This window comes from Polaromonas sp. P2_G11 (assembly GCF_056403595.1).
In genome coordinates, this window is sequence record NZ_JBFUFE010000002.1 from 21,297 (window position 1) to 44,041 (window position 22,745).

17 protein-coding genes and 1 riboswitch are annotated in these 22,745 nt (G+C 60.2%); of the genes, 1 reads left to right on the plus strand and 16 read right to left on the minus strand.

From position 1 onward, the window contains the following. Nucleotides 1-22: 22 nt before the first annotated feature. The 16 genes from AC1DWQ_RS06775 to AC1DWQ_RS06850 form a co-directional block, all read right to left on the minus strand. On the minus strand, nucleotides 23-1,219 hold the full coding sequence (locus tag AC1DWQ_RS06775) for a pyridoxal phosphate-dependent aminotransferase (RefSeq protein WP_477668964.1): 1,197 nt from the start codon (nucleotides 1,217-1,219) through the stop codon (nucleotides 23-25). A gap of 25 nt (nucleotides 1,220-1,244) precedes the next feature. Next, on the minus strand, nucleotides 1,245-1,760 hold the full coding sequence (nusB, locus tag AC1DWQ_RS06780; RefSeq protein ID WP_477668965.1) for a transcription antitermination factor NusB: 516 nt from the start codon (nucleotides 1,758-1,760) through the stop codon (nucleotides 1,245-1,247). A gap of 38 nt (nucleotides 1,761-1,798) precedes the next feature. After that, nucleotides 1,799-2,263, minus strand: coding sequence for a 6,7-dimethyl-8-ribityllumazine synthase (ribH, locus tag AC1DWQ_RS06785; protein WP_457280242.1), 465 nt, complete (start codon nucleotides 2,261-2,263; stop codon nucleotides 1,799-1,801). A 38-nt stretch (nucleotides 2,264-2,301) separates the two neighbouring features. After that, nucleotides 2,302-3,408 (minus strand): bifunctional 3,4-dihydroxy-2-butanone-4-phosphate synthase/GTP cyclohydrolase II, encoded by a 1,107-nt coding sequence (gene ribBA / locus AC1DWQ_RS06790; RefSeq protein ID WP_477668966.1) that lies wholly within the window; start codon nucleotides 3,406-3,408, stop codon nucleotides 2,302-2,304. A 3-nt stretch (nucleotides 3,409-3,411) separates the two neighbouring features. After that, nucleotides 3,412-4,062: a riboflavin synthase gene (locus AC1DWQ_RS06795; RefSeq protein ID WP_477668967.1), complete on the minus strand. Its 651-nt coding sequence runs from the start codon at nucleotides 4,060-4,062 to the stop codon at nucleotides 3,412-3,414. A 240-nt stretch (nucleotides 4,063-4,302) separates the two neighbouring features. Beyond that, nucleotides 4,303-5,403 (minus strand): bifunctional diaminohydroxyphosphoribosylaminopyrimidine deaminase/5-amino-6-(5-phosphoribosylamino)uracil reductase RibD, encoded by a 1,101-nt coding sequence (gene ribD / locus AC1DWQ_RS06800; protein WP_477668968.1) that lies wholly within the window; start codon nucleotides 5,401-5,403, stop codon nucleotides 4,303-4,305. Between the two features lie 54 nt (nucleotides 5,404-5,457). Next, nucleotides 5,458-6,084 (minus strand): hypothetical protein, encoded by a 627-nt coding sequence (locus tag AC1DWQ_RS06805; protein WP_477668969.1) that lies wholly within the window; start codon nucleotides 6,082-6,084, stop codon nucleotides 5,458-5,460. Between the two features lie 21 nt (nucleotides 6,085-6,105). Then, nucleotides 6,106-6,615, minus strand: a complete 510-nt coding sequence (locus AC1DWQ_RS06810) for a type IV pilin protein (RefSeq protein ID WP_477668970.1) — start codon at nucleotides 6,613-6,615, stop codon at nucleotides 6,106-6,108. Nucleotides 6,616-6,620: 5 nt separating this feature from the next. Next, a complete protein-coding gene (locus AC1DWQ_RS06815; protein ID WP_477668971.1) occupies nucleotides 6,621-11,696 on the minus strand; it encodes a pilus assembly protein in 5,076 nt (1,691 codons plus the stop codon). Between the two features lie 9 nt (nucleotides 11,697-11,705). Next, nucleotides 11,706-12,398 carry a pilus assembly PilX family protein gene (locus AC1DWQ_RS06820; RefSeq protein ID WP_477668972.1) on the minus strand — a complete coding sequence of 231 codons (693 nt, stop codon included), beginning with the start codon at nucleotides 12,396-12,398 and terminating at the stop codon, nucleotides 11,706-11,708. Next, nucleotides 12,398-13,396: a PilW family protein gene (locus AC1DWQ_RS06825; protein ID WP_477668973.1), complete on the minus strand. Its 999-nt coding sequence runs from the start codon at nucleotides 13,394-13,396 to the stop codon at nucleotides 12,398-12,400. Before AC1DWQ_RS06825 ends, AC1DWQ_RS06820 begins: the two co-directional genes overlap by 1 nt. Next, the gene (gene pilV, locus AC1DWQ_RS06830; RefSeq protein WP_477668974.1) at nucleotides 13,393-13,998 is read right to left on the minus strand and encodes a type IV pilus modification protein PilV; all 606 of its coding nucleotides are present in this window, start codon (nucleotides 13,996-13,998) and stop codon (nucleotides 13,393-13,395) included. The genes AC1DWQ_RS06825 and pilV overlap by 4 nt, the downstream gene beginning before the upstream one ends. Further along, the gene (locus tag AC1DWQ_RS06835) at nucleotides 13,989-14,801 is read right to left on the minus strand and encodes a GspH/FimT family pseudopilin (protein WP_477668975.1); all 813 of its coding nucleotides are present in this window, start codon (nucleotides 14,799-14,801) and stop codon (nucleotides 13,989-13,991) included. Before AC1DWQ_RS06835 ends, pilV begins: the two co-directional genes overlap by 10 nt. Next, nucleotides 14,722-15,171 carry a transcriptional regulator NrdR gene (gene nrdR / locus AC1DWQ_RS06840; RefSeq protein WP_457280253.1) on the minus strand — a complete coding sequence of 150 codons (450 nt, stop codon included), beginning with the start codon at nucleotides 15,169-15,171 and terminating at the stop codon, nucleotides 14,722-14,724. The genes AC1DWQ_RS06835 and nrdR overlap by 80 nt, the downstream gene beginning before the upstream one ends. A 100-nt stretch (nucleotides 15,172-15,271) precedes the next feature. Then, the gene (glyA, locus tag AC1DWQ_RS06845) at nucleotides 15,272-16,516 is read right to left on the minus strand and encodes a serine hydroxymethyltransferase (RefSeq protein WP_477668976.1); all 1,245 of its coding nucleotides are present in this window, start codon (nucleotides 16,514-16,516) and stop codon (nucleotides 15,272-15,274) included. Between the two features lie 36 nt (nucleotides 16,517-16,552). Then, nucleotides 16,553-16,682, minus strand: a riboswitch (ZMP/ZTP riboswitch). 138 nt (nucleotides 16,683-16,820) lie between these two features. Further along, on the minus strand, nucleotides 16,821-17,705 hold the full coding sequence (locus AC1DWQ_RS06850; protein WP_477668977.1) for a lytic transglycosylase domain-containing protein: 885 nt from the start codon (nucleotides 17,703-17,705) through the stop codon (nucleotides 16,821-16,823). 788 nt (nucleotides 17,706-18,493) lie between these two features. Here AC1DWQ_RS06850 and AC1DWQ_RS06855 point away from each other — a divergent pair. Beyond that, complete coding sequence (locus AC1DWQ_RS06855; protein ID WP_477668978.1) at nucleotides 18,494-22,684, plus strand: DUF748 domain-containing protein; 4,191 nt, start codon at nucleotides 18,494-18,496, stop codon at nucleotides 22,682-22,684. Nucleotides 22,685-22,745: the final 61 nt, after the last annotated feature.

Here is a 22,745-nt window from a genome sequence, read left to right on the forward strand (position 1 = left end):
GTTTGACTTGATCGTCCTCTGACTAGGCAAGGGCAGCCTCCAGACGGGCGATGGCTTCCTTCAATTGGTCCATGGAGTTGGCTGTGGAAAACCGTACGAACTGTTCGGGTGCCGCATGCCCGAAGTCACGGCCCGGCGTGACGGCCAGGTGGGCGCGGTTCATGAGCTCGAAGGCGAAGTCCCAGCTGCCGCTGACGCCCAGTCTGGCGGCCGCGGCGGTGCAGTCGGCGTAGGCATAAAACGCGCCGTCCGGCATCACCGGAACCGTGAGCCCCAGGCGGTTGAGCTCGGGGATGAAGTAGTCGCGGCGCGCCTTGAATTCGGCGCGGCGGCGTTCGTACTCTTGCAGGCTCTCCGGCTCGAAGCAGGCCAGGGCGGCATGCTGGGCCACGGTGCTGGCGCAGATAAAGAGGTTTTGTGCGATGCGCTCGATCACCGGCGCCAGCGCTTCGGGCACCACCAGCCAGCCCAGGCGCCAGCCGGTCATGTTGAAGTATTTGCTGAAGCTGTTGATGCTGATCACGCTGTGGCCCAGCTCGCCGGGCATGGCCAGCGCCGAATGGCCGAAGTGCTCTTCGTAGCTCAGGCCCAGGTAGATTTCATCGATCAGCGTGATGCCGCCGCGGCTGTGCACAAATTCGTGGATGCGCTGCAGCTCTTCCGGTGCAATCGAGGTGCCCGTGGGATTGGACGGGGAAGCCAGCAGCACGCCGCGTGTTTTGGAGTTCCATGCCGCTTCCACCTTTTCGCGGGTCAGCTGAAAGCGTTCTTCGGCGGTGGTGGGGACCAGCACCGCATTGCCTTCTGCCGCACTGACGAAATGCCGGTTGCAGGGGTAGCTCGGGTCGGGCATCAGGATTTCGTCCCCCGCCTCAATCAGGGCCAGGCAGGCCAGTTGCAAGGCAGCGGAGGCGCCCGCGGTGATGATGATGCGGTTGGGCGCCACCTGCGCCCCGAAGCGGGAGGAGTACCAGCCGCTGATGCGCTCACGCAGTGCCGGCAAGCCGGTGGCCTGGGTGTATTGCGTGGTGCCATGTTCAATGGCACGGGTTGCGGCCTGTTGCACCAGAGGCGGCGCCGTGAAGTCGGGCTCGCCGATGTTCAGGAAGATCATGGGCGATGCGCTGTGCGCAAATTCCTGCGCCAGCGCAGAGGCCGCTTTGGCAACCTCCATGACATAGAAGGGCTCAATCCGCTGAGCCCGCTGGGCGATTTTCAAGGCTGGCCTTTCACGGGGCGAGCCCCTATCGGGATTTGTCGGCAGCGACTTCAACGGCGCGCAGCGAGGGCGCCATTTTGTTCAGGACCCCGTTGACGTACTTGTGGCCGTCGGTGCCGCCAAAGGCTTTGGCAAGCTCGATGCACTCGTTGATCACGACACGCCAGGGTACATCGAGGCAGTGGGTGAACTCATAGGCGCCTATCCACAGCACAGCATGCTCCACCGGCGATATTTCGGCCATGGGCCGGTCCAGCAGGGGCGTGATGTTTGCATCGAGCGTTGCCGCGCCTTCGATGCAGCCATGCAAAAGCGCATCGTAGTGGGCGGAGTCGGCTTTGTGAAAACCCACGAGGTCTCGGGTAAACGCGTCAATCGAATCCGCTTCGTTTCGGCCTACCAGGTGCTGGTAGAGCGCCTGCAGTGCGAACTCGCGTGCGCGCGTGCGGGCGGATTTGTCCGCCGCCTTTTTGACGCCGGTGTCGGTCAGGCCGGTGCGGGTTTGGGGCGGGCGTTTGGGTTTGGTGATGGGGTCTGCCATGAAGTGCCAGTCAGGTTAAGGGATGCAGGAGCAGGCGCTCAGGCAATTTCATTGATCAGGTTGGCCATTTCGACGGCAACGCGGGCGGCGTCGCGCCCTTTGTCGACCTGCCGGGCTTCAGCCTGTGCGACGTTTTCCGTCGTGAGTATGGCATTGGCAATAGGCAACTGGTAGTCAAGCGCCAGGCGCGTGACGGCGGCGCCGCTCTCATTGGCCACCAGTTCGAAATGGTAGGTCTCACCGCGAATGATGCAACCGAGGGCGATCAACGCGTCGTATTTGTTGCTTTCGGCCAAGGCCTGCAATGCAACAGGGACTTCCAGTGCGCCGGGCACCTTGACGTGTTTGATGTTGTCCTCTTGCACACCCAGCGCGGACAGCTCGTGTTTGCAGGCTTCTGCGAGCGCATTGGTAATGCTTTCATTGAAGCGCGCCTGCACGATGCCAATGGAAAGTTTTTTGCCGTCAAGCTTGTCGCCTGAACCTTTTTCTGCTCCAAACACGGTGTATCCCTTTGATTGATTTTTGTGGAACGAAGTGACTAGTCTTTGGTGGTATAGCCCACGATCTCAAGGCCGTAACCCGTCATGCTCGGCATGCGGCGCGGGTTACCCATGAGGTTCATCCGGTGCACGCCGCATTCACGCAAAATCTGTGCGCCCACACCGTAGGTTCGCAAGTCCATGCGGCCGCGTTCGGGTGCCTGGCTGGCGCGCGCGGTGCCTTCAAACTGGGCGAGCAATTGCGCCGCGCTTTCACCGCAATTGAGCAGCACGGCAACGCCCCTGCCTTGTTCTGCGATGTGTTTGAGGCTCTGGTCGAGACTCCACGAATGCATGGAGCGGCCCGTTTCAAGAACGTCCAGCACCGATAGAGGCTCATGTACCCGCGCGGACACGACGTCATCGGCAGACCACGCACCCTTGACCAGGGCCAGGTGCAGGCTTTGGCTGGGTTTGTCCCGGAAGGCATGGGCGGTGAATTCGCCAAAGGCGGTTTGCAGTGTGCGGCTGCCGATTTTTTCCACCAGCGAATCGTTGCGGCTGCGGTGTTCGATCAGGTCGGCGATGGTGCCGATTTTCAGGCCGTGCTCCGCCGCGAATACCAGCAGGTCTGGAAGCCGGGCCATGGTGCCGTCGTCTTTCATGATTTCGCAAATGACGGCGGCCGGTGAGCAGCCGGCCATGCCGGCCAGGTCGCATCCGGCTTCGGTGTGGCCGGCGCGCATCAGCACACCACCATCGACAGCCTGCAGCGGAAAGATGTGGCCGGGCTGGACCAGGTCGGTGACCCTGGCGTCTTTGGCCACGGCGGCCTGCACGGTGCGGGCGCGGTCGGCGGCTGAAATGCCGGTGGTCACGCCTTCGGCGGCTTCAATGGAAACGGTGAAGGCGGTGGAGTGCTTGGTGCCGTTGCGCGTGGCCATGGGCGGCAACTGCAGCAGCTCGCAACGCTCGCGGGTCAGGGTCAGGCAGATCAGGCCGCGGCCAAAACGCGCCATGAAGTTGATGGCCTCGGGCGTGACGTGGTCTGCCGCCAGCACAAGGTCGCCTTCGTTTTCACGGTCTTCTTCATCGATCAGGATGACCATACGGCCGGCGCGCATGTCGGCAACGATGTCTTCAACAGGGGAAATGGCTGTGGTCATGGTTCAGGGCTTTTTTAGGATGTTGTTATGGGTGTCGCCCAGCATGCGCTCGACATAACGCGCGATCAGGTCGATCTCGAGATTGACGTCGGAGCCTGCGGCCAGCCGGCTCAGTGCAGTGTTCTGCACGGTGTGGGGAATGAGGTTGATGCTGATTTCCGTGCCGCCCGCGTCGCCAGCCAGGTCGGTGACGCGGTTGACGGTCAGGCTCACGCCGTTGACGGTGATGGAGCCCTTGTAGGCCAGGTACTTGCCGAGCTCGCGCGGGGCGCGAATGCGCAGCTCCCAGCTTTCGCCGACCTGGGCGAAATGCGTCACGCTGCCAATGCCGTCAACATGGCCTGAAACGATGTGGCCACCGAGGCGATCGTGCGCACGAAGGGCTTTTTCGAGGTTGATGGGGCCGGTTTCCGCCAAGCCGGTGGTTTTGGCCAGGGATTCGGCGGAAATGTCGATGGTGAAGCGATTGAGGGGAAGGTCCAGTGTTGTGGCCGTCATGCATGCGCCGTTGAGCGCGATGCTGTCGCCCAGGCCCACGTCATCAAGGTAACCCGCAGGCGCCTCGATGGTGAGGCGCTTGCCGTGGTCTGAAGAGCTGCCCAGGCTTTGGATGGCGACGATGCGCCCCAAGCCGGTAATGATTCCGGTAAACATGGTGCCATTTTCGCAGGGAATCCGGGCGCGGCGGCGCAGACAGCGCCAAAGGCCCGGAAAAGAGGGTGTTCAGCCGTGATTCACAAGGCTTGTGCAGGCACGCGTGGGCCGGTTCAGACGTCTATATCTAAGGGAAAATGGCCGTAACCCAATGGTTACGGGCGCAAGCAGCTATTGTTTTGATAGCGGATATGGGTGTTTTGCGAGCGTTCGCAGGGAAGACCGATGTCCACCATTGCGCTAGAAAGCTTCCCGGCCCGCCAGGCGAGCGACGATACGCAGGTCGGGCCCGACCCTGTCGGTAGACAGGAACTGGAGTTGGAGCCCGTTCGCGAGCGTTTGCAGGGGTTCCAGGGCAGCCATGCCCTGGCCAGGCCCAAGCAGCCTGGGCGCGAGGTAAACCAGGAATTCATCCACCAACCCGCTGCGGATCAGCGATGCGTTGAGCTTGCTGCCGGCTTCGACATGCAGTTCGTTGATTTCGCGCTGCGCCAGGTCTTTCATCATGGCCGCCAGATCCACTTTTCCCCGGGCGTCGGGCAGGCAGGTGACCGTCGCACCTTTGGCGACCAGCGCGGCTTCTTGTGGCGAGCCTCGTGTGGCGGTGTAGATCCACACCGGACCTCCTGACTGGAATATCCTGGCACCAGGCGGTGTTTGCAGCAGACTGTCGACAATCACGCGGCAGGGCTGCACCTGCGTTTCCACCAGCCGCACGTCCAGCTGAGGGTCATCCTCCAGCAGGGTCCCGATGCCCGTCAGCACGGCGGAGGCCCGGGCCCGCCACGCGTGGCCGTCTGTCCGCGCCTCAGGCGAGGTGATCCACTGGCTCTGACCGTTGGCCAGCGCCGTGGTGCCGTCCAGCGAAGCGGCAACTTTCAGGCGGACCCAGGGGGTTTTGCGGATCATCCGGCTGAAAAAGCCGATATTCAGTTCCCTGGACTCCTCGGCGCCCGGCCCGACCTCCACCTCGACGCCGGCGGCCCGCAGGCGCTCAAATCCCTGGCCGGCCACCAGCGGATTGGGGTCCGCTATCGAGGCGACCACCTTTTTGATGCCAGCGGCAGTCAATGCATCACAGCAGGGGCCTGTTCGTCCGTGGTGGGAGCAGGGCTCGAGGGTGACATAGGCGGTGGAGCCTTTGACCGAGTGGCCTTTATTCGCTGCATCGCGCAGGGCCATGATTTCGGCGTGGGGGCCGCCTGCCTGCTGGGTATGGCCAGTTCCCAAAATTTTGCTTCCACCTGAATCGGTCAGGACGCAACCTACGCGAGGGTTTGGCGCGCTGAGATACAACGCCTCTTCGGCCACACGCAAGGTCTGCAGCATCGCTGGGTTCATGATGGATTTTCTAACGGGGCAGATTTAAGCTGAAAGGTTGTAGGGTCAGGGATTTCATTCTGAGGCAAAGCCCATTTCCAGCACCCTGCGACTGGCGACTATATTCCCTTGCCTTGTCGCGGGGGTCATTTTCGTCTGCATAAGCGCCTCTATGATTTCGGCTTGCTGGCTTCGGCTGATTTCTGGTCTCGAAGAAATGATGTTCATATCCAGCAAACGGCCATCCTCTGCAATCCATATTTCTATGACCAGACGACGCAGTTTCAGGCTTGTTGCAGTTTTGTCCGGAAAGTTCCAGTCGAGCATCGGAAGGGCCGGCTGGTCGACCTCTTCAATGTCAAAAAAACGAACATCAGACATGCCGGGCTTTCTCGGGCTGGTGGAAGAAAGCTCCTGGCCGGGGGCAACCAAACCTTCAGCAGGCGCTGGTTTGATAGTTGCCGCAAGCTTTTCAGGCGGTATGGACTCGGTGGGTTCTGCCTGAGCAGCATTGCTGGGCTCGGTCATGACCCGAACGACCATGCTGTGATTCGCCGGACGTGCCGCAGTTGCAGTTTTTCCGGGTTTTTCGATGGATTGCGATACGAACAACAGCACGCTACCGTGCATGAGTAGGGAAGCAATGGCCGCAATCACCCAGCGGTTGTGCTGAGAAAAACGTCTTTCCTTCTTATGTTTCACCGGTTGGTGCGGCTGGGCTCATCATTTCCAGCAAGAAGTGGCTGCATCCTGGGCAGAAGAAAATGCTGTTGAATAATTCACGTTGCTTTTTACGCCCGTATTCGTGATCTGGTAGTCGCCGCATTTATCAGCAGACATTGGGCCAGGTGAATTGCGCGTTGCGGTGACGGTATAAGTTCTTGCTGCCGCGGCAGATACGGCAATGCTGTAGGCGCCACCGCCATCACGGGGTGATTGCTTCAGATTCGCCGGGAACAAATCGGCCACCGCGGTCCCCGCGGTATTGGTGTCGTACTTCATGTTTTCCGTGTAGTGGCGCTCCATCCATTGAGAAGCTTCAAGGAGCACGGTGCGAACCTCGGCCCTGCGCCCCCTCGCAACGTACTCCTTGTAGCTCGGAAGCGCGACAGCACTCAAGAGGCCAATGATGGCGACCACGATCATCAGCTCAATCAGTGTGAAGCCCCTGCTTCGAGGCGCAACGCCGTGGGGTCGATTTTTCGCGGTTGCCTTGTGGAAAGGAATTTTCATAGGTTTTACCTGGTCTTGAAGGAGGGAATTTCGCGCCAGTAAATTCGCGCTTTCGTGTTGTCTCCCTTGCCCTGCAATCTGGTGCGATCACCAACGACAGCTGTGCAATTGAGTTCCCCCGAGGCACATGCGGTACCGGTTGAATCCCCGGAGACGGTGACACGTTGGTCGATGATCTTGACGGACGCGACGTTATAAACGACACCGCCAATCGTGATCGTGCCAAAGAGCCCCGTGTTCAGCAAGCCCGTGATGGGGTCTACAAAGGTGATGTAAGCAGCGGGCCCGCTAAAGCAGATGTTGCTGCTGGTGGCGGACGGTGCGATGGATACCGTTGCCAGCAGGCCTTGGCTCATGGTCGGGTTACTCACCACCATTTCCGAGGTGTCCGGCAGATTGATGTACCAACCCTTGTTGTTCGTCCAGTCCATGGCTGCGCCAGTCACATAGCCTTGGCCCAGAATGCCATTGGTGGGGTCCGCGTCATCCACAGTAATGCGTACGAATGTGCGGGCTGCCAGCTGCGTCCGCAGGCGGGGAAGGCCGGTCGTCGTATTGTCGAGCAGCGACGGATCCGCAATGTAGGCGGCGCTGGAATAGATGGGTTTATCCCAGATGCCAAAAATCCCATTAACGTTGCCGGAGCCGTCAGGGAAGTCGGAACTGACAATGGACTTGCCGGTTGCGAAATTAACCACCACGCCGCCCAATGGATGGAACCGATACTCTGGTGCAGAGGTGATGGGCAGGCGGTTCACCGATGCATCTGTAGGCTTGGCGATGAACAATGGCCGTTTGTTGGTGCCATCCGTATTGGCATAAGCAACCTTCCAAAGCGCTGGGTTGGGGCTTGAAACGTCGAACTTCCACAGGTTGCCCTTGAGGTCACCCGCATAGATGACGTCGGCGACCCCATCATTGTTCGTGTCCACCCAGGTAGCTTGCGACAACCCATTGCTGGGCCCGGCGGCGGCCACCAGCTTGACGTAATTCACGCCGGGCGTCCAGACACCGCTATACGGGCCATTTGCAAACAGGATATAGAGCGCCGCCGATCCGTTCGTGCTGTTGACGCCGTTAGGAACAATCGTCGCAAATTTGCCATTGTTCATCTTGGCAACAGCGCCGGCTTGTCGACTTGAACGATTCGTGGTGCCCATTTGCGCCAGGTTGTATCCAAGGTCGCCACTGCTGTCGTCTGCTTCGGAGAATTGCCACTTGAAGACGTTCGCTGCATTTGCTTCTGTCAAGGTATCCGGATCCGTTACGTCAAGAGCAAACACACCCTTGGCGCCGCGTCCCAAAGACCCAAACAGATAGGTTTTCCAGGCGGCTGCAGGGACCAAGGCGTCATAGCCGGGCGCTGCGGCATTGGTGATCGTGGATCCCAGCAATACGTCCGCGGAGTAGGGCGTTCCATCCATAAATGACTGGACTTTTTCGCCAGCGGGGTCTACCCAGTTCTGCAGGCGGGAATGAACAAGTTGTGGCACGTACGAAACGATGGGTGTGCCGCCTTCCGATACGACTGCGGAAGCGTTGAAGCCGTGCAGCATGCCATCGCCTGCACCGATCCAGAGAATGCTCTTGCGGTCTTTTTGGGCTGTGACAAACGTACCGTAGCCTGGGAAAAGGGTTCCGAAATAGTCTGCGTTGGGCTTCGAGGTCACCACGGGGTTGGAGTTGACGACAGGCCCCATGATGGAATTGGTATTGCGTTTTCGGAACCGGAGACCTGTCGGGGTTTCGTCAACGCGGCTGCCCCGAAGCCAGTTGAGCTTGGCCTGGGCCGTTGCATCTGTGCCGCCCACCGCAGTCGTTTTAACGGCATTCGACAAGGCTGCCCAGGTAAATGGCGTGCCGGTCGAGTTCCCGACATTGGTAATGATCTGCCGCGAAGTGGACGCCGTCAATTTGGTATGGCCATCCCAGTAGTAATAGCTGCGGTCCAGCGTGCCGTCGCTCTTGAGGCGAATATCAAAGTCACCGTCAGGCTTGACGATAAATGACAGCACTTCGCCATGGCCGTCGTCGCCGTCAAAGCTGGCCAGATATTTCAGGCTGCCAGTCGTGAGCTGCGAAGCGGCAAGTGCAGGCGCCGTGTTGGAAGCGCCCACAATCGCACTGAAGGCGGCGCGCAAGGCTTTTTCCAGCTCGCTGGGGCGAATTGCCAGGAAATAGTTATCCGGGTAGCCATCTGCGCCAGGCGTACCATCCAGCTTCTTCACATCCCAGTTGGCCTTGTCGGTGGTGGGTTTTTCGAAGTAAATTTTCGGATCAGACGGTGGTACGGTGACATTTTCATTTTTACTGAACCCGCCCCATTTCGCTGCAAGCCAAAGCGGATCCTGAAGCTGAGCAGCGGTTGCCGTCCCAAAATCATATTCAGCGCGGCTCTCTTCCTGGTTCACTTCGCAATTGTTGCAGCCGCCCGATGTATTGATATTGGGGTGCACTGTACCGTCAGCCTTCTTCACGGTCAGCGTGGTGCTGTCTGTGAAACTGTAGGTATAGATACCGGAATGGAAGTGCGCGCCGTCTTTGGTGCTGCCGGATATGGTGTAGCCAAAGCCCTGGGGGTTCACCGACGCGGCGTTGAAAACCCGGGTGTACACATACAACTTGGTGCCTATGACCTCGTACCGCAGGATACCGGAGGCATCGCTGTCATAGTCACCACCTTGTTCAGAGTCTTCCCAGATGATCAGGAATTTCCCTGACGTGGCAGTCGGCGTGCCCACTACGCGGAAGTCAACGAGGGTACCGCCACCAACCGTGCCGCCCGCAACCAGCTGGTAGGAGGGTTGAATGATGATTTTTCGGCCTGCGATCGTCGGGTGGGGGACTTCAATACGCGGTTTACCGGGAGACAGCGCAACTGAAAAGCTTTTGACCTTGAACGCATCCGGGTTGGCGATCAGTTGCGCGGCCGTCGGCGTCCGCACGGCGTTGGTTCTGGCCCAATAGGCAGCACCAGACAGCGCATACGAGCCCGCATACGTTGGGGCGTCAGGACACAGACCATCTACCGCAGCCAGCGTGGAAACTGTCTTGCCGGTACAGGTTCCATCGTTTGTGGTGCCATTGTTTCCGATGAAAAACTTGTTGCCATGAATTCCTTCATCCGTACCAATCACATTGATCATGTTGACCAGGCTTGGGCTGCCCGGCAATGTGGCGAAAGGACTCCATTGAGTGCTGGTGTTGTTGTCATAAGACGTCACGCTGGCATTGAAGTTAATGGCATTGATGGCGCGGCACTGGCCCTGGCCGAAAATGGCATCGGCCGCTGTTTTGGCGGCGGCATTAGCCCGGTTCACCGGGTCAACCCATGCCGGTTTGGGCAGGCCCATGGCGGCATCTTTCGAGCCGGTTTGTGTGTAGTCATAAGTGCCGCTTGGCGACAGGCCGCCAAGATAGCGCAGCGTTTCGGTGAACATCTCACCCATGGGGTTGCCCCAGCTGGTGCACTGGTTGTCCGTTAGCGAGGTCAGCTGGAAAGTACAGTTGCCGTCACCAATGTAGGTGCCGTCGCTATAGCGATATCCGTAAACGCGCAGCTTGTTGATGGTGTAAACGATGCCCTGCGCGGAGGTATACGTGCCATCGGTGGTGTAGTTCACTTCATTTTGGAACGACTGCAAATTACTTCGAAGGACGCCGCCGCTGATATTTTTGGCAAAGGAGCCGGTCATCAGCCCGAATTCGGCAAGGTTGCCTTCCCCGTACTCATGCAACAAGCCGATTGGCTTGAAATTCGCGGACGGATATTGCCTGCAATTTTCTGTACCCAGCAGCGCCGATGCGCAAACCTCGACCCGCACGATAAAGTCAGGGCCAGTGGCGCCAATGACGACCCCCTGGGTGCCCTTTGTGGGATTGCTGGAGCCGGAGCCCAGTCCCGTAACGCCTACGTTATTGCCGTTGGAGGCGGATTTTTCTCCACTCCAATGGCACTGCCACCGCTCATTGGCATTCCAGAGCTGGTAGTCGCCCTTGGCGATTCGCATCAAGGGCGGGTTGGCGTTGGTGTGTGAATCGCCGTTGCCTGTTGTGTTGGTATTGAACGGCGAGTTGGCGGTCAGGTTGTCACCCAGCGTGGTGTTGCAGATGGTGGCTGAGGTCTGGGTCAGATTCTGTATGGTCCATTGCTTGATGGTCAGTGTCGGTGTTCCGGCGGTGGCACCGACATAACCCGTTGGCGTGACCACCATGGTGATCCAGGCAGGGTCGACGGCCACTGCAACACCTTCCATGTATTGGGTTGGCGTGGGCGTGTTCACTGCCCTGATCTGGTCGCCGACCTCGACATTGAATGTGGTGGCCTGGGCGACGGAATGCGTCACGCAGTTGTACTGAGGGGGGGCATTGGTTGCGCCGCCATAGTAAGTTTCAACCAGAGTTTGGCAAGTGGTGGCAATAGCTGCGGCCGGCGCGGTGCCGGGATTGTTCTTGTGAGCCTTGTTGGAATTGAACGTAAACTCAATAAGGCGTCGCGCATTATTGGTGTTGTCGTTGCTGATGACGCTCGAAGCCGCAAGCTGGCTGGCGGTAAAAGGGGTGAGTTGATCCAGATCGTCGCCCTTGTAATACTTGGCGAATGAATGGGCATCTGTCGGCAGGCTGGTACGCTCCAGAATGGTCAGTGCATTGGTGTCGGTGGAACGCAAGCCGCCGTACAGCACCTTGCGCACCACGTCCATGCGGGTCATGGTGGCCCAGTTCAGGAAGTTGCCGCTCCAGTTGCCCGTGCAATATTTGTCCGTGTTGGTGCTAACGGGGGCAAAGCGGTTTGTCGTGCCGCTGTAGCTATAGCATTTATAGGAATCGAAATACCCGTAGTAGTTAAAGCTGTGCTTGTAAGTTGTTTCGGGAATTCCGTCGCCGTCAAGATCCGAGAACTCGTCGTACGCCCGGTAAAAAAGCTGATGGTCTTTCGACATGTTCAGCATGATCATGGGCCTCGGCGACGAGGTCACGATGTTTGGCGGAATGGCCGGGGTCAGTGCCTGTGCAAATGCCACCCCTTGCGAAGTGAGCGCCGCAAACAAAAATCCGGCAATGGTGATAATTTTTTTCACGGATTTTCCTTAATTGCTTGGGAGAAAAGGACGGTAATAGGTTTGCATTACAACTTCAGTGTTGATGTCTGCCCCGAAACCACGGGCACTGATGCGAATGACGATGTCATCGCCTGCAGAACCTTTGAAATATTCCATCAGGTATTCAGGCTGCCTTGCCACACCGGCAAATCTGGCAACACCGGTAAAGGTGCCCAGGGGTACCGCACCGGTGAAGGTGCAATTGGTGCCTGCACCTGCCGCGTCGCTTGGTTTTGCGCTGGGCGTGGCAGGCGGACCTTCCCACAGCCCTTTTTTCCCGTTGATGGTCGGCCACCAGGGTTCAGGGTTGGTGACGGTGGTGTAGTTGCTCGTGTAGTAATAGTCCAGTGGGTTCCGGCACTGCCCTCTGGGGCAGCTTGGGTCGAAGTAGGGCCCCATGGTTTTTTCTTTTATGGGCCTGTCGTCGTCGCGCGCACACAAGGCATTGGGACGCAGAGGGCCTGCCAATTTCAAGTCGCGCTCTGCGTCGCGTAGTGCGGCTTCTGTGGCCTGGCGGGCGACTTCGTAGTCGAGTTGGTTTCTCGAGAGCGTTTCACCCGTGGTTGCGCGTCGCATCCCGATGGTCCCGAGAATCGTGATGACCAGCAGGAACATCAAGACTATAGGGAGGGACACTCCTCTTTCGAGGCGCGCTGTAGTGATTGGCATGCCGGCTCGCATCAGTAAATACCTGTCAAGTTATTTCGAATGGCAAATACGCGCTCGTATTTCTTGTAAATAGTCCGGTCGGTGGCCGCGTAGGTGATGTTGGCGCCCCGGCAGTTGGCATAGCTGCGCAAGGAGCCTGCCTTGTCCTGGGTGCGCGAGTTTTCCGGCGTACGGGTCAGCAAACACACCCTGATGGCGGTTACGCGCTGCCATGATGTGAAGCCCGCGACATCGGGCAATGCAGTCACTTCGGCAGCGGTATGGTAGGTCTCCGGAGACGTCCCAGCTGTCCCGGCCACCCCATATCGGATCACCATGTCTTCAATGCCTTCAAAAATCGGTTGATAAATGGTGTCTTCCGGGTTTTTTCCATTGCCGTTGCATCCGAGGCTCTTGGTATTCACTGTCCGGGTGGTACCGCCGACGCCCTGGGCCGTATAGCTGGTAGCGACCAGGCCAAAACGGTTGGATACGTAGCGCGGCCGTCCATCGGCAATCTGCGCCGCATTGTTGGGATCAAGGTCAACAGATTGCCTCAGGCAGTCGAACCCACTCCCAAAGGTCGATGCATCCAGCTCTGGCATGGTGAAATAGTTGATCACAACCGAATCTGGCGCAGTGGCTACCGTGCTGCCGCAAGCCCTGGTTGTGGGATTGAACACCGCGCCGTCGCACCCAAACAGCCCCTGGTTATAGGCCACGGCGGTTGAGTATTTGGTATTGGTGAATCCCCCCAAATTACCTGAGGCCGCGGAGGTGGTGGACATGATCATGGGGTAGAAACCCGCCATCTGAAGGTCGCGGCCAATCATGTCCAGTGCAAGCTTGCCGGTCTCATTGAGCATCGCCATATTGGCTGAGGCTGTAGCGGCCGAGCGGGTGCCCAGATATGCCGCCGCTGCCGCGAGGGCGAGGACCAGGCCGATGACCAGACTGACCAGCAGCTCGATCAGTGTCAAACCGCGTTGGCGGTAGCGCGGCTGCGCCATTCCGATGTGAAGTGTCTTCATGGAATCATCTCAAGATTGGCGCATTGAACGCCGGCCAGGGCGGTAGCCGTTCCCAGTGCAGTGGGGCAGCAGTTTCTTGCGGCGATTCCTGTGGTGGTCGCCGTGCATATGTCGGGTGAACGCAGTGTTGTACCTGTACCGTCCAGGTTGTCTTTGCTATACCAGGCAACGGTCACCAGGAAGCGCAAGTCCACGCCTTTGGTTCCGGTGGGCGTTACGATGCCCACCGCGCCCGGCAGCTGGTTGTTCAGGTCAAGACGCCAGATAGTGATGTCATAGGCCGCCAGCTCGGTCGGGGTACAGGTTGCAGTGTTGCAATCTTTGGCCGGGTTCAGGTAGGTCGGGGTTCCATCAATGGATGTACGTTCAGCGGCGTAGGTGCGGGAGAAGTTATAAGCGGTTGCGTCCGCACTGGCATTTGCCCTGATGCGATCCGCAAAGCTGCTGATGCTGGACGACAGCGCCGATCGCACCCATCCGGTTTGCTCGTACTTGAGCGAAGCCGTCTGCATGCCGACCATGCCGAGCACACCGATGGAAAGAATAAGCATGGCGATCAAGGCCTCGATCAGGCCTGCACCTCGCTGGCGACTCATGGACATGCGCTGACTCCTCCGTATTTTTTGACACTTACCCGGCCTGCTGAAGTGATGCAAATAGAGCGGTAGTGAGGACTGGTGTTGCTTTCGAGGATGTATGAAAGCGAGAAGTTGGACTGGGCAATGGATGCAAGCCCTCGAGAATCGAACGTTAGGCGCTTCAAAGAAGCACTATCTGACAGGTCAAAGCTGTCGACGCCAGGCTGGCGCACTGAAATCAGTGTCGAGCCGACCGTTGTCGGGTCGTTTTGTGTGGCGCTGCAACTGGGATTGGAAAAAACTATCCAGCCGGCTTGCCAGTTGCTCCCCGCCGTTGCGCATGTGGGGGTGCCCCCGGTAAGGGCATTGGAGGTATTGCTCGACATGCAGATGGTGACGCAATTGTTTCTGCTGATCGCTTCAATCCTCGCACGCGAGACGTCATTGGAAAATTCAGCCGTAATGGCGCCTGCCTGGTTTCGAACCATGAACTCCCTCAAATTAGGCAGTCCTATGGCCAAAATCATGGCTAAAACAGCAACTGTCACCATGATTTCGATGATGGTGAAGCCTGCGTCGCAAGCGCGCGGGGTCGCTTTGGCTGGGCGGCGTAAGGAGGTTGAGCACACGGTCATTCGCATGTCGTGAGTATAGGAACCGCCGTTGACGGGCGAGGCTCCGGCTGTCGGGCTCCGACTACCATTAATCTGGTGGCGGGTAGGGTTTTTGCCGGACCCGGAGCGATTTCTACCGCCTGACCTCGTCCACCAAGGTCTTGAATTCGTCAATATCCTCGAAGCTGCGGTAAACGCTCGCAAAGCGGACATAGGCCACCTTGTCGAGCTTGCGGAGCTCACGCATGACGAGCTCGCCGATGCGGTTGGACGGCACTTCCCGCAGCCCCAGGCTCAGGAGCTTTTCCTCGATGCGTTCAACCGCCGAGTCGACCTGCTCGGTGCTGACGGGCCGCTTGCGCAGCGCGAGGTTCAGGGACGCCAGGACTTTGCTGCGCTTGTACTCGATGCGCCTGCCGTCCTTCTTGACGATGGACGGGAAGGTGACATCGGGCCGCTCATAGGTTGTGAAGCGCTTTTCACATGCGCCGCACTGGCGGCGGCGGCGTATGAATTCGGCATCTTCGCCCACGCGCGTCTCCACGACCTGGGTTTCAAGGTGGCCGCAAAAAGGGCATTTCATGATGGGCAGCTCGAATTTGAAGGCGTAAATCGGCCTCCAGCCCAATCAGAACGAGCGCAGGCAGCTATTAAAATCATAGTGCCTGCGCTGTCCGTCATGGTTAGCGGTAGACCGGGAAACGGCTGGTCAGGGCGTGGACCTTGGCACGGACCGCTTCGATGTTGGCCGCGTCGCGCGGGTTATCCAGCACGTCGGCGATCAGGTTGGCCGTGATGCGCGCTTCTTCGTCCTTGAAGCCGCGGGTCGTCATGGCCGGGGTGCCGATGCGCACGCCGCTGGTGACCATCGGTTTTTCGGGGTCGTTCGGGATGGCGTTCTTGTTGATCGTCATGTGGGCGCTGCCCAGCACGGCTTCGGCTTCCTTGCCGGTGATGCCCTTGGCGCGCAGGTCGACCAGCATGACGTGGCTTTCGGTGCGGCCGCTGACGATGCGCAGGCCGCGCTGGGTCAGGGTGTCGGCCACGATCTGCGCGTTCTTCACGACCTGCTGCTGGTAAGCCTTGAACTCGGGCGCCATGGCTTCCTTGAAGGCCACGGCCTTGGCGGCAATCACATGCATCAGCGGGCCGCCCTGCAGGCCGGGGAAGATGGCGCTGTTGATGGCTTTTTCGTGTTCGGCCTTCATCAGGATGATGCCGCCACGCGGGCCGCGCAGGCTCTTGTGTGTGGTCGACGTGACGATGTCGGCGTGCGGCACCGGGTTGGGGTACACGCCCGCAGCCACCAGGCCGGCGTAGTGGGCGATGTCGACCATGAAGATCGCGCCAACGGCCTTGGCCACCTTGGCGAAACGCTCGAAATCGATGCGCAGGCTGTAGGCCGAGGCGCCGGCGATGATCAGCTTGGGTTTGGCCTCGTGGGCCTTGCGCTCCATCGCGTCGTAGTCGATCTCTTCCTTGTCATTGAGGCCGTAGGAGACGACGTTGAACCACTTGCCGCTCATATTCAGGGCCATGCCGTGCGTCAGGTGGCCGCCTTCGGCCAGGCTCATGCCCATGATGGTGTCGCCGGGCTTGAGGAAAGCCAGGAACACGGCCTCGTTGGCCGATGCGCCGCAATGCGGCTGCACGTTGGCGGCCTCGGCACCGAAGATGGTTTTGATGCGGTCGATGGCGAGCTGCTCGGCCACGTCGACGTGTTCGCAGCCGCCGTAGTAGCGGCGGCCGGGGTAGCCTTCAGCGTATTTGTTGGTGAGCTGCGAGCCCTGCGCGGCCATGACGGCGGGCGAGGCGTAGTTTTCGCTGGCAATCAGCTCGATGTGGTGTTCTTGCCGGGCATTTTCAGCCTGGATGGCGGCGAAGATTTCAGGGTCGGTTTGTTCAACCAGGATGTTGCGGTGGTACATGGCAGTCCTTAAAGACGTGGTCCCTGCTATTGAAACAAGGGCTGCCCAGGCGAACGGCTAAACGCTTCGGCCCAACGGCTTTCAGCGGTGCGCTTCCCAGTGGTGTCCCACGTCAGCTCCAATGGTTGCGAAAACCTTGAGCCTATCGCCAGTCGCGCACCTCGCTAGTGTAACTGAGCGCGCCCAAAACCTGCCGCTTCCGGGCTTCTTCACCTGCACCCCGAAAAGCAAAAAGCCGGAGCGCTGTAGGCGGCCCGGCTTTTTTTGCAGTGCATGGGGTGAAAAGACCCCCAAGTCGCCCGAATCAGGACTGGTTCAGCAACGCCACCTTGTCAGGCGTCTTGCCTTCAGCTTCGGGCGTGGCCGGCAGGGAGGCCGGCACCGGGCGCGACGAGCCACCGGGTGTGGTGAAGAAAGGCGAGGGCGCACCGCGCTTGGAGGCAGACGCCACCACGGCCAGCAGGCGGGCATGTTCGCCCATCACCTTGCCGGCGTAACCGCCGTCGTCGTCCATGTTGGCTGCGCCTACATAGTATTTGAGGCCGCCCTCGACAGAGCCGGCGCGGGCGATGCATTCCTGCAGCACCTTGACGCCGACGCGCAGGTTGGTCACCGGGTCAAACGCCGCCAGCTTGCCGCCGAAGTTGTCGTACTTGTCGTGGTGCACCTTGGTCATGACTTGCATCAGGCCCTGGGCGCCGACCGGGCTTTGCGCGAACGGGTTGAAGCCGGACTCGATCGCCATGATGGCCAGGATCAGGGTGGGGTCGAGCTTGGCTTTCTGGCCGATCTCGAAGGCCTCGGCCACCAGCACGCTCAGCGGCTCGGGCGCGACGCCGTACTTCTTGCTCAGCCAGTAAGCCACCGCCGCCTGTTGGGCGGGCAGGTCTTTCGGGTTGGACGCCGTGGCGCGCTCAATGGCGGCCGGCTCGGTAAAACCGATGGCGGCTTCCTGGCGCTGCTGCAGCCAGGTCATGAGCTTGAATTCACCGGCCTGACGCAAGTCGGGCCGGGCAGTCAGGGTGATCACCGCAAACACGACTGCCAGGCCCAGAAGGGCGAAGCTGTTGTGGGTAATCTCGAAAAAGCCTTGGGAGATGTCGTCAACAATGTTTGAAACACTGCTTCGCACATTCTTGATGTGTGCGTTGACATTCAGGTTAAGGCCGAATTGTCCTAGCGCTGTCATAGCACTCCTTTCTACGCTTGCAGGCCCTTTGGGGGGCCAGGCAGGCTTTGATTGGGTCGCCATCAAACCAAGGCAAGCCTTGTGGGTGTTGACCCTTGTTTGACGTTGCCGGCTTCTTTGAGGAATAGGGCAGCGGGTTCGGGTTGTCCCTAGGATTCGTGGGACTGGCGGGATTCTATGGGGTTGGTTAATAACCTGTCAATAATAACAAATTGATTCTTTATATTAAAAAGTCAAATAAAAACCTTGATTTCCGGCAAAACCGGCCTGAATCAAGGTGTTTACGGGCTTTATTTGAGATGGAGCTCTAAGTTAAGTTTTGCCTCTAAAAAGCGCGATCAGCCTTTCGCGGCTGCGGTTGTAGGCCGTTTTCCATGTTGCATGTAGTCGCCGGATCGGCACCTGAGGCCGGCGCGGGTGGCCCCGGAGCACACAAAAAGGCAGCGGCAATCACATCCTGCGCTGTGATTGAAAAGATGGTCTTGCTTGCGGGACGGCAGGGGTTTAACCTGCAATTGCGTGTTCACTCACGCATCCAACCGGGTAACCAACCCCGGAAAATCTGGAAGCAATCACTTGCTTTCATCGCACTGGAGACGATAACTCTCTTCTTTGCGGAACCCCGACGGCATGAGCATAAACGCCCGCCGTCAACCCCGGTCGGTCTGACTGCCCGGGGTTTTTTCTTTTGGGGGCGCGCTTTTCACAGGCCTCAATGCCCTTCGGTTGACCGTCTTTTTCAAATAAATCATTGACCTGGCGGCCCCGGCGCTAAAAACTCGACGCCTATGGCAATCAAAGATTTGAAGAACAAATGGCAGGAATTCAACTGGCGCGAGACCAATTGGCGGGAAATCGGAAAAACACTGCCGGCCAGGGCTGCCGCCGTGGGCCGGTCGCCGCTCTGGCAGCGGCGCGCGGCTTGGGCAGTGGGCAGTTTGCTGGTGTTGTGGGCGCTGGCTTATGCGGCCGTGCCGCCCATCCTCAAATCCCAACTGGAGAAGATCGCTTCTGAAAAGCTGGGCCGCCAGGTCACCGTGGGCGAGGTCGACTTCAAGCCCTGGTCGCTCGAACTGACTCTTCGCGACCTGGCCATTGCCCGTGCCGGCCCTGTGGGTGGCGTTTCGGCAGCTTCTCCCCAGGCAACACCCCAGTTTTCCGTCAAGCGCCTATATATAGATGCAGAGCTGGAGTCCCTGCTTCGCCTCGCCCCAGTGGCCGACGCTGTTCAGGTGGACGAACCCGTCGCGTTTCTTACCCATCAAGGTGACGGCCGTTACGACATCGACGATATCCTGGAGCGCTTCAAAACACCCGCAGACGCGCCGCCCGGCGATCCGCCGAAGTTCGCGGTCTACAACATCGTCGTCAGCGGCGGGCGCATGGACTTCACCGACCAGTCGGTCGGCAAGACCCATGAACTGCGGGATCTGGGCCTGTCGGTGCCTTTCCTGAGCAACCTCAAATCGCAGCGAGAGGTCAAAACCTCGCCGCACCTGGCTTTCAAGCTCAACGGCAGCAGCTTTGACACCGCTGCCGAAGGCACGCCCTTTGCCCAGACCCACAAAACCGACGCCACCTTCACGCTGCGCGGTTTTGACCTGAACCCTTACCTGGCGTACTGGCCGGCGAGCCTGCCCGTCAGGCTGCAAAGCGCGGTGCTGCATGCCGACGCCAAAGTCGCGTTTGAGCAGACACCCGCCACGGTGGTGCGGATTTCCGGAACCGTGACGGCGGAAAAGGTTCGTGTGCTGGCCGCGCAAACGGTCGGGCAGTCGCCGGCTGTGGCGGCGGCGCGGGCTGCAAAACCCGGTGCATCCGGCAAGCGCGCTGCCGACAGCGAAGCCCTGCCGCCGGCCCGCGCGGATTTGCTCGCGTTTGAGCGCCTGCAGATCACGATGGACGACGTGCGCCCGCTGGAGCAGTTCGTCAAACTGTCTGCGGTAGAGCTCACGGCCCCTACGTTGTCCCTCGCCCGGGACCGGGCAGGGCGGCTGAATCTGCTGCCGCCCGGGACGCCGGATGCTATTAAAAAAGGAGCTGGTGGCGCACAGCCAGAAAGGGCTGCAGGCCAAAACTCTTCCGATATTCAAGCCCAGGCACCTGCTGGTGCGGCTTCGGCTGGTGCCCCGGCGTCTGCACCTTCAACTAAAACCACGCCTTCATCCGCACCCTGGAAAGTGCAGATCGCCCGCGTGGCGGTGCGTGCCGGGCGTGTGAACTGGCTGGACGAAACGCTGGCTTCACCCGCCGACATTCACCTCGCCGGACTGACGCTCGATGCCTCCGGCATCGCCATGCCTTTTGCGGCTAACGCGCCCCTGCGGTTCAATGGTTCGCTGGGGCTGGAGCCGCCGCCCGCAGCTTCAGTGCCTGTACCGGCCAGACCCGGTGCGAAGCCGTCCGCCAAAGCACCGGCCCAGCCCGTGGCCCAAGCACTGGCAACGCCGGCGTTATTGACTTTCAGCGGCACAGCCACCGACCAGACCGCCCAGGCCACGGCTACCGTGGCGGCCTGGCCGCTGGGCATGGCCGCCAAATACGTCGGCCAGTTCCTGCTGCCAGCATTAAACGGGCAGCTCGACGCCCAGCTCGGCGTGAACTGGCAGGCGCCCAGCGGTGACAAGCCGCAGCAACTGCAGGTCACCGCCCCGCAACTGGCGCTCAGTGACATCCTGCTGGCGCAGGGCAAGGTGTCGCTGGTTTCCGTCAAGCGTGTTGAGCTTGCGCAGGTCGACATCGACGTGACGGGCCAGTCCTTCAAGGCCGCCAAAATGCAGCTGGACCAGCCCAAGGCCAAGGTCGACCGCGACACCGACAAGCGCTGGATGTACCAGCGCTGGATGGCGAGCCCGGGCACCGCAACGCCGGCGCCGCCCCCTACCGACGCGGCAACACGCGCGGCGGCGCCTTCATGGGCCGTCGCCATTGCCGATGTGCAGCTGGACGGCGGCGCCATGTCGTTTTCCGACCAATCGGGCAGCAAGCCGGTGGTGTTTGAAGTGACAGCCGCCAAAGCCCAGCTGGGCGGGCTGATGCTGGACGACAGGCCGGACGCCAAGGCGCAAGCTGCCAAACCCATGCCGCTGACCGCCTCACTGCGCCTGGCCACCGGCCGGTTTGAACCCGGCAAGGTCGATTTCAACGGCAATCTCGGCCTGAGTCCGGTTCAGGCGCAGGGCCGGCTGGTGGTCGACAGGCTGCCGGTGCAGGCCTTCGAGCCCTACCTTGCCGATGTGCTCAACATCGAACTGCTGCGCGCGGACGCCAGCTTCAAGGGGCGTGTGTCTTACCGGCAGACACCGGCTGGCCCGCAGGCACAGGTGGCGGGTGATGTGTCGCTGGAAGAGTTCCGCGCCAACACGCTGGCGCCCAGCGAAGACCTGCTGGCCTGGAAGGCCCTGAACCTGCGCGGCCTGAATGTGGCGCTGGACCCGGCCAAGGCGACCCGGGTGGATGTGCGGGAAACCGTGCTCACCGACTTCTTTGCGCGCGTGATCATCCTGCCCGATGGCCGCATCAATTTGCAGAACCTGGTGAAGCCGGGGAAGGACGCGGTGGCTGCCAGTGCAGCAGGCGGAACGGCCACCCTGGCCCTTTCGCCATCATCGGCGTCATCTTCACCGCAAGCTTCATCTGCTACTGAAATAATAGCTGGTGGCGCACAGCCATTGCGGTCCAGCAGCTCAAAAGGTTCAAAGTTCGTGTCGACAGCACCGGTCAGCCCGACGGCCTCCGCCGCGGCGGCTGGCGGCTCCCCGCCGCCCATCGTCAACTTCGGCCCGATTAGCCTGATCAACGGCAAGGTGCTGTTCTCAGACCGCTTCGTCAAGCCCAATTATTCGGCCGACCTCAGCGACCTGACCGGCAAGCTCAGCGCCTTTTCATCGGTGGCGCCCACGGTGCCGGGTACCACGGCCACCGTGCCCAACATGGCCGACCTCGAGCTGCGCGGGCGCGCCGAAGGCACGGCTTCGCTGGAAATCCTGGGCAAACTCAACCCGCTGGCCAAGCCGCTGGCGCTCGATATCAAGGGCAAGGTGCGCGACCTTGAGCTGCCGCCGCTGTCGCCGTACTCGGTCAAGTACTCGGGTTACGGCATCAACCGCGGCAAGCTCAGTGTGGACGTGGGTTATGTGGTGCAACCCGACGGGCGGCTTACCGCCACCAACAAGGTCATCCTGAACCAGCTCAGCTTTGGCGACAAGGTGGAAGGCTCAACCGCCAGCCTGCCGGTCAAGCTGGCGGTGGCGCTGCTGGCCGACCGCAACGGCGTGATCGACATCGACCTGCCCATCAGTGGTTCGCTCAATGACCCGCAGTTCAGCCTCGGGCCCATCATCGTCAAGGTCATCCTCAACGTGATTGTGAAAGCCATCACCGCACCCTTCAGCTTGCTGGCCAATGCGCTGGGCGGCGGCGGGGAAGAGCTCAGCACCGTGGGGTTTGCCGCCGGCAGCGCCGAGCTGGGCCCGGAGGCCAAAGCCGGCCTCGACAAAGTGGCCAAGGCACTGGCCGACCGGCCATCGCTGCGGCTCACCGTGGTGGGCACCAGCAGCGTCGATGCCGAACGCGACGGTTTTAAACGCGAGCGGCTCGACGCCCTGGTGCGCGCTGAAAAGCGCCGCGCCACGGCCAAAGAGGGCGGCACCGCGACGGCGGCGGTCAGCATCAGCCCGGCTGAATACCCGGCCTTGCTCAAGGAAGTCTACAAACGCGCCGACATGCCCAAGCCCCGCAACCTGGTCGGCCTGGCCAAAGACCTGCCCGTGCCCGAGATGGAAAAGCTGCTGCTGGCCGACATCAAGGTGAATGACGACGCCATGCGCGAGCTCGCCGTGCAGCGCGGCGTGGCGGTGAAAGACTACCTGGCTTCGCGCGATTTACCGCCTGAAAGGCTCTTTCTGGGGGCCGCCAAATCCGTGCCGCCGGAGGCCAAATGGACACCCCGCGCGGAGCTGAATTTGGCGATGCCGTAAAAACAGCGAAAATAGCGTCAGTGCTTTATTGATAAAGCTTTTATGGGGCCTTTGGGCCTGG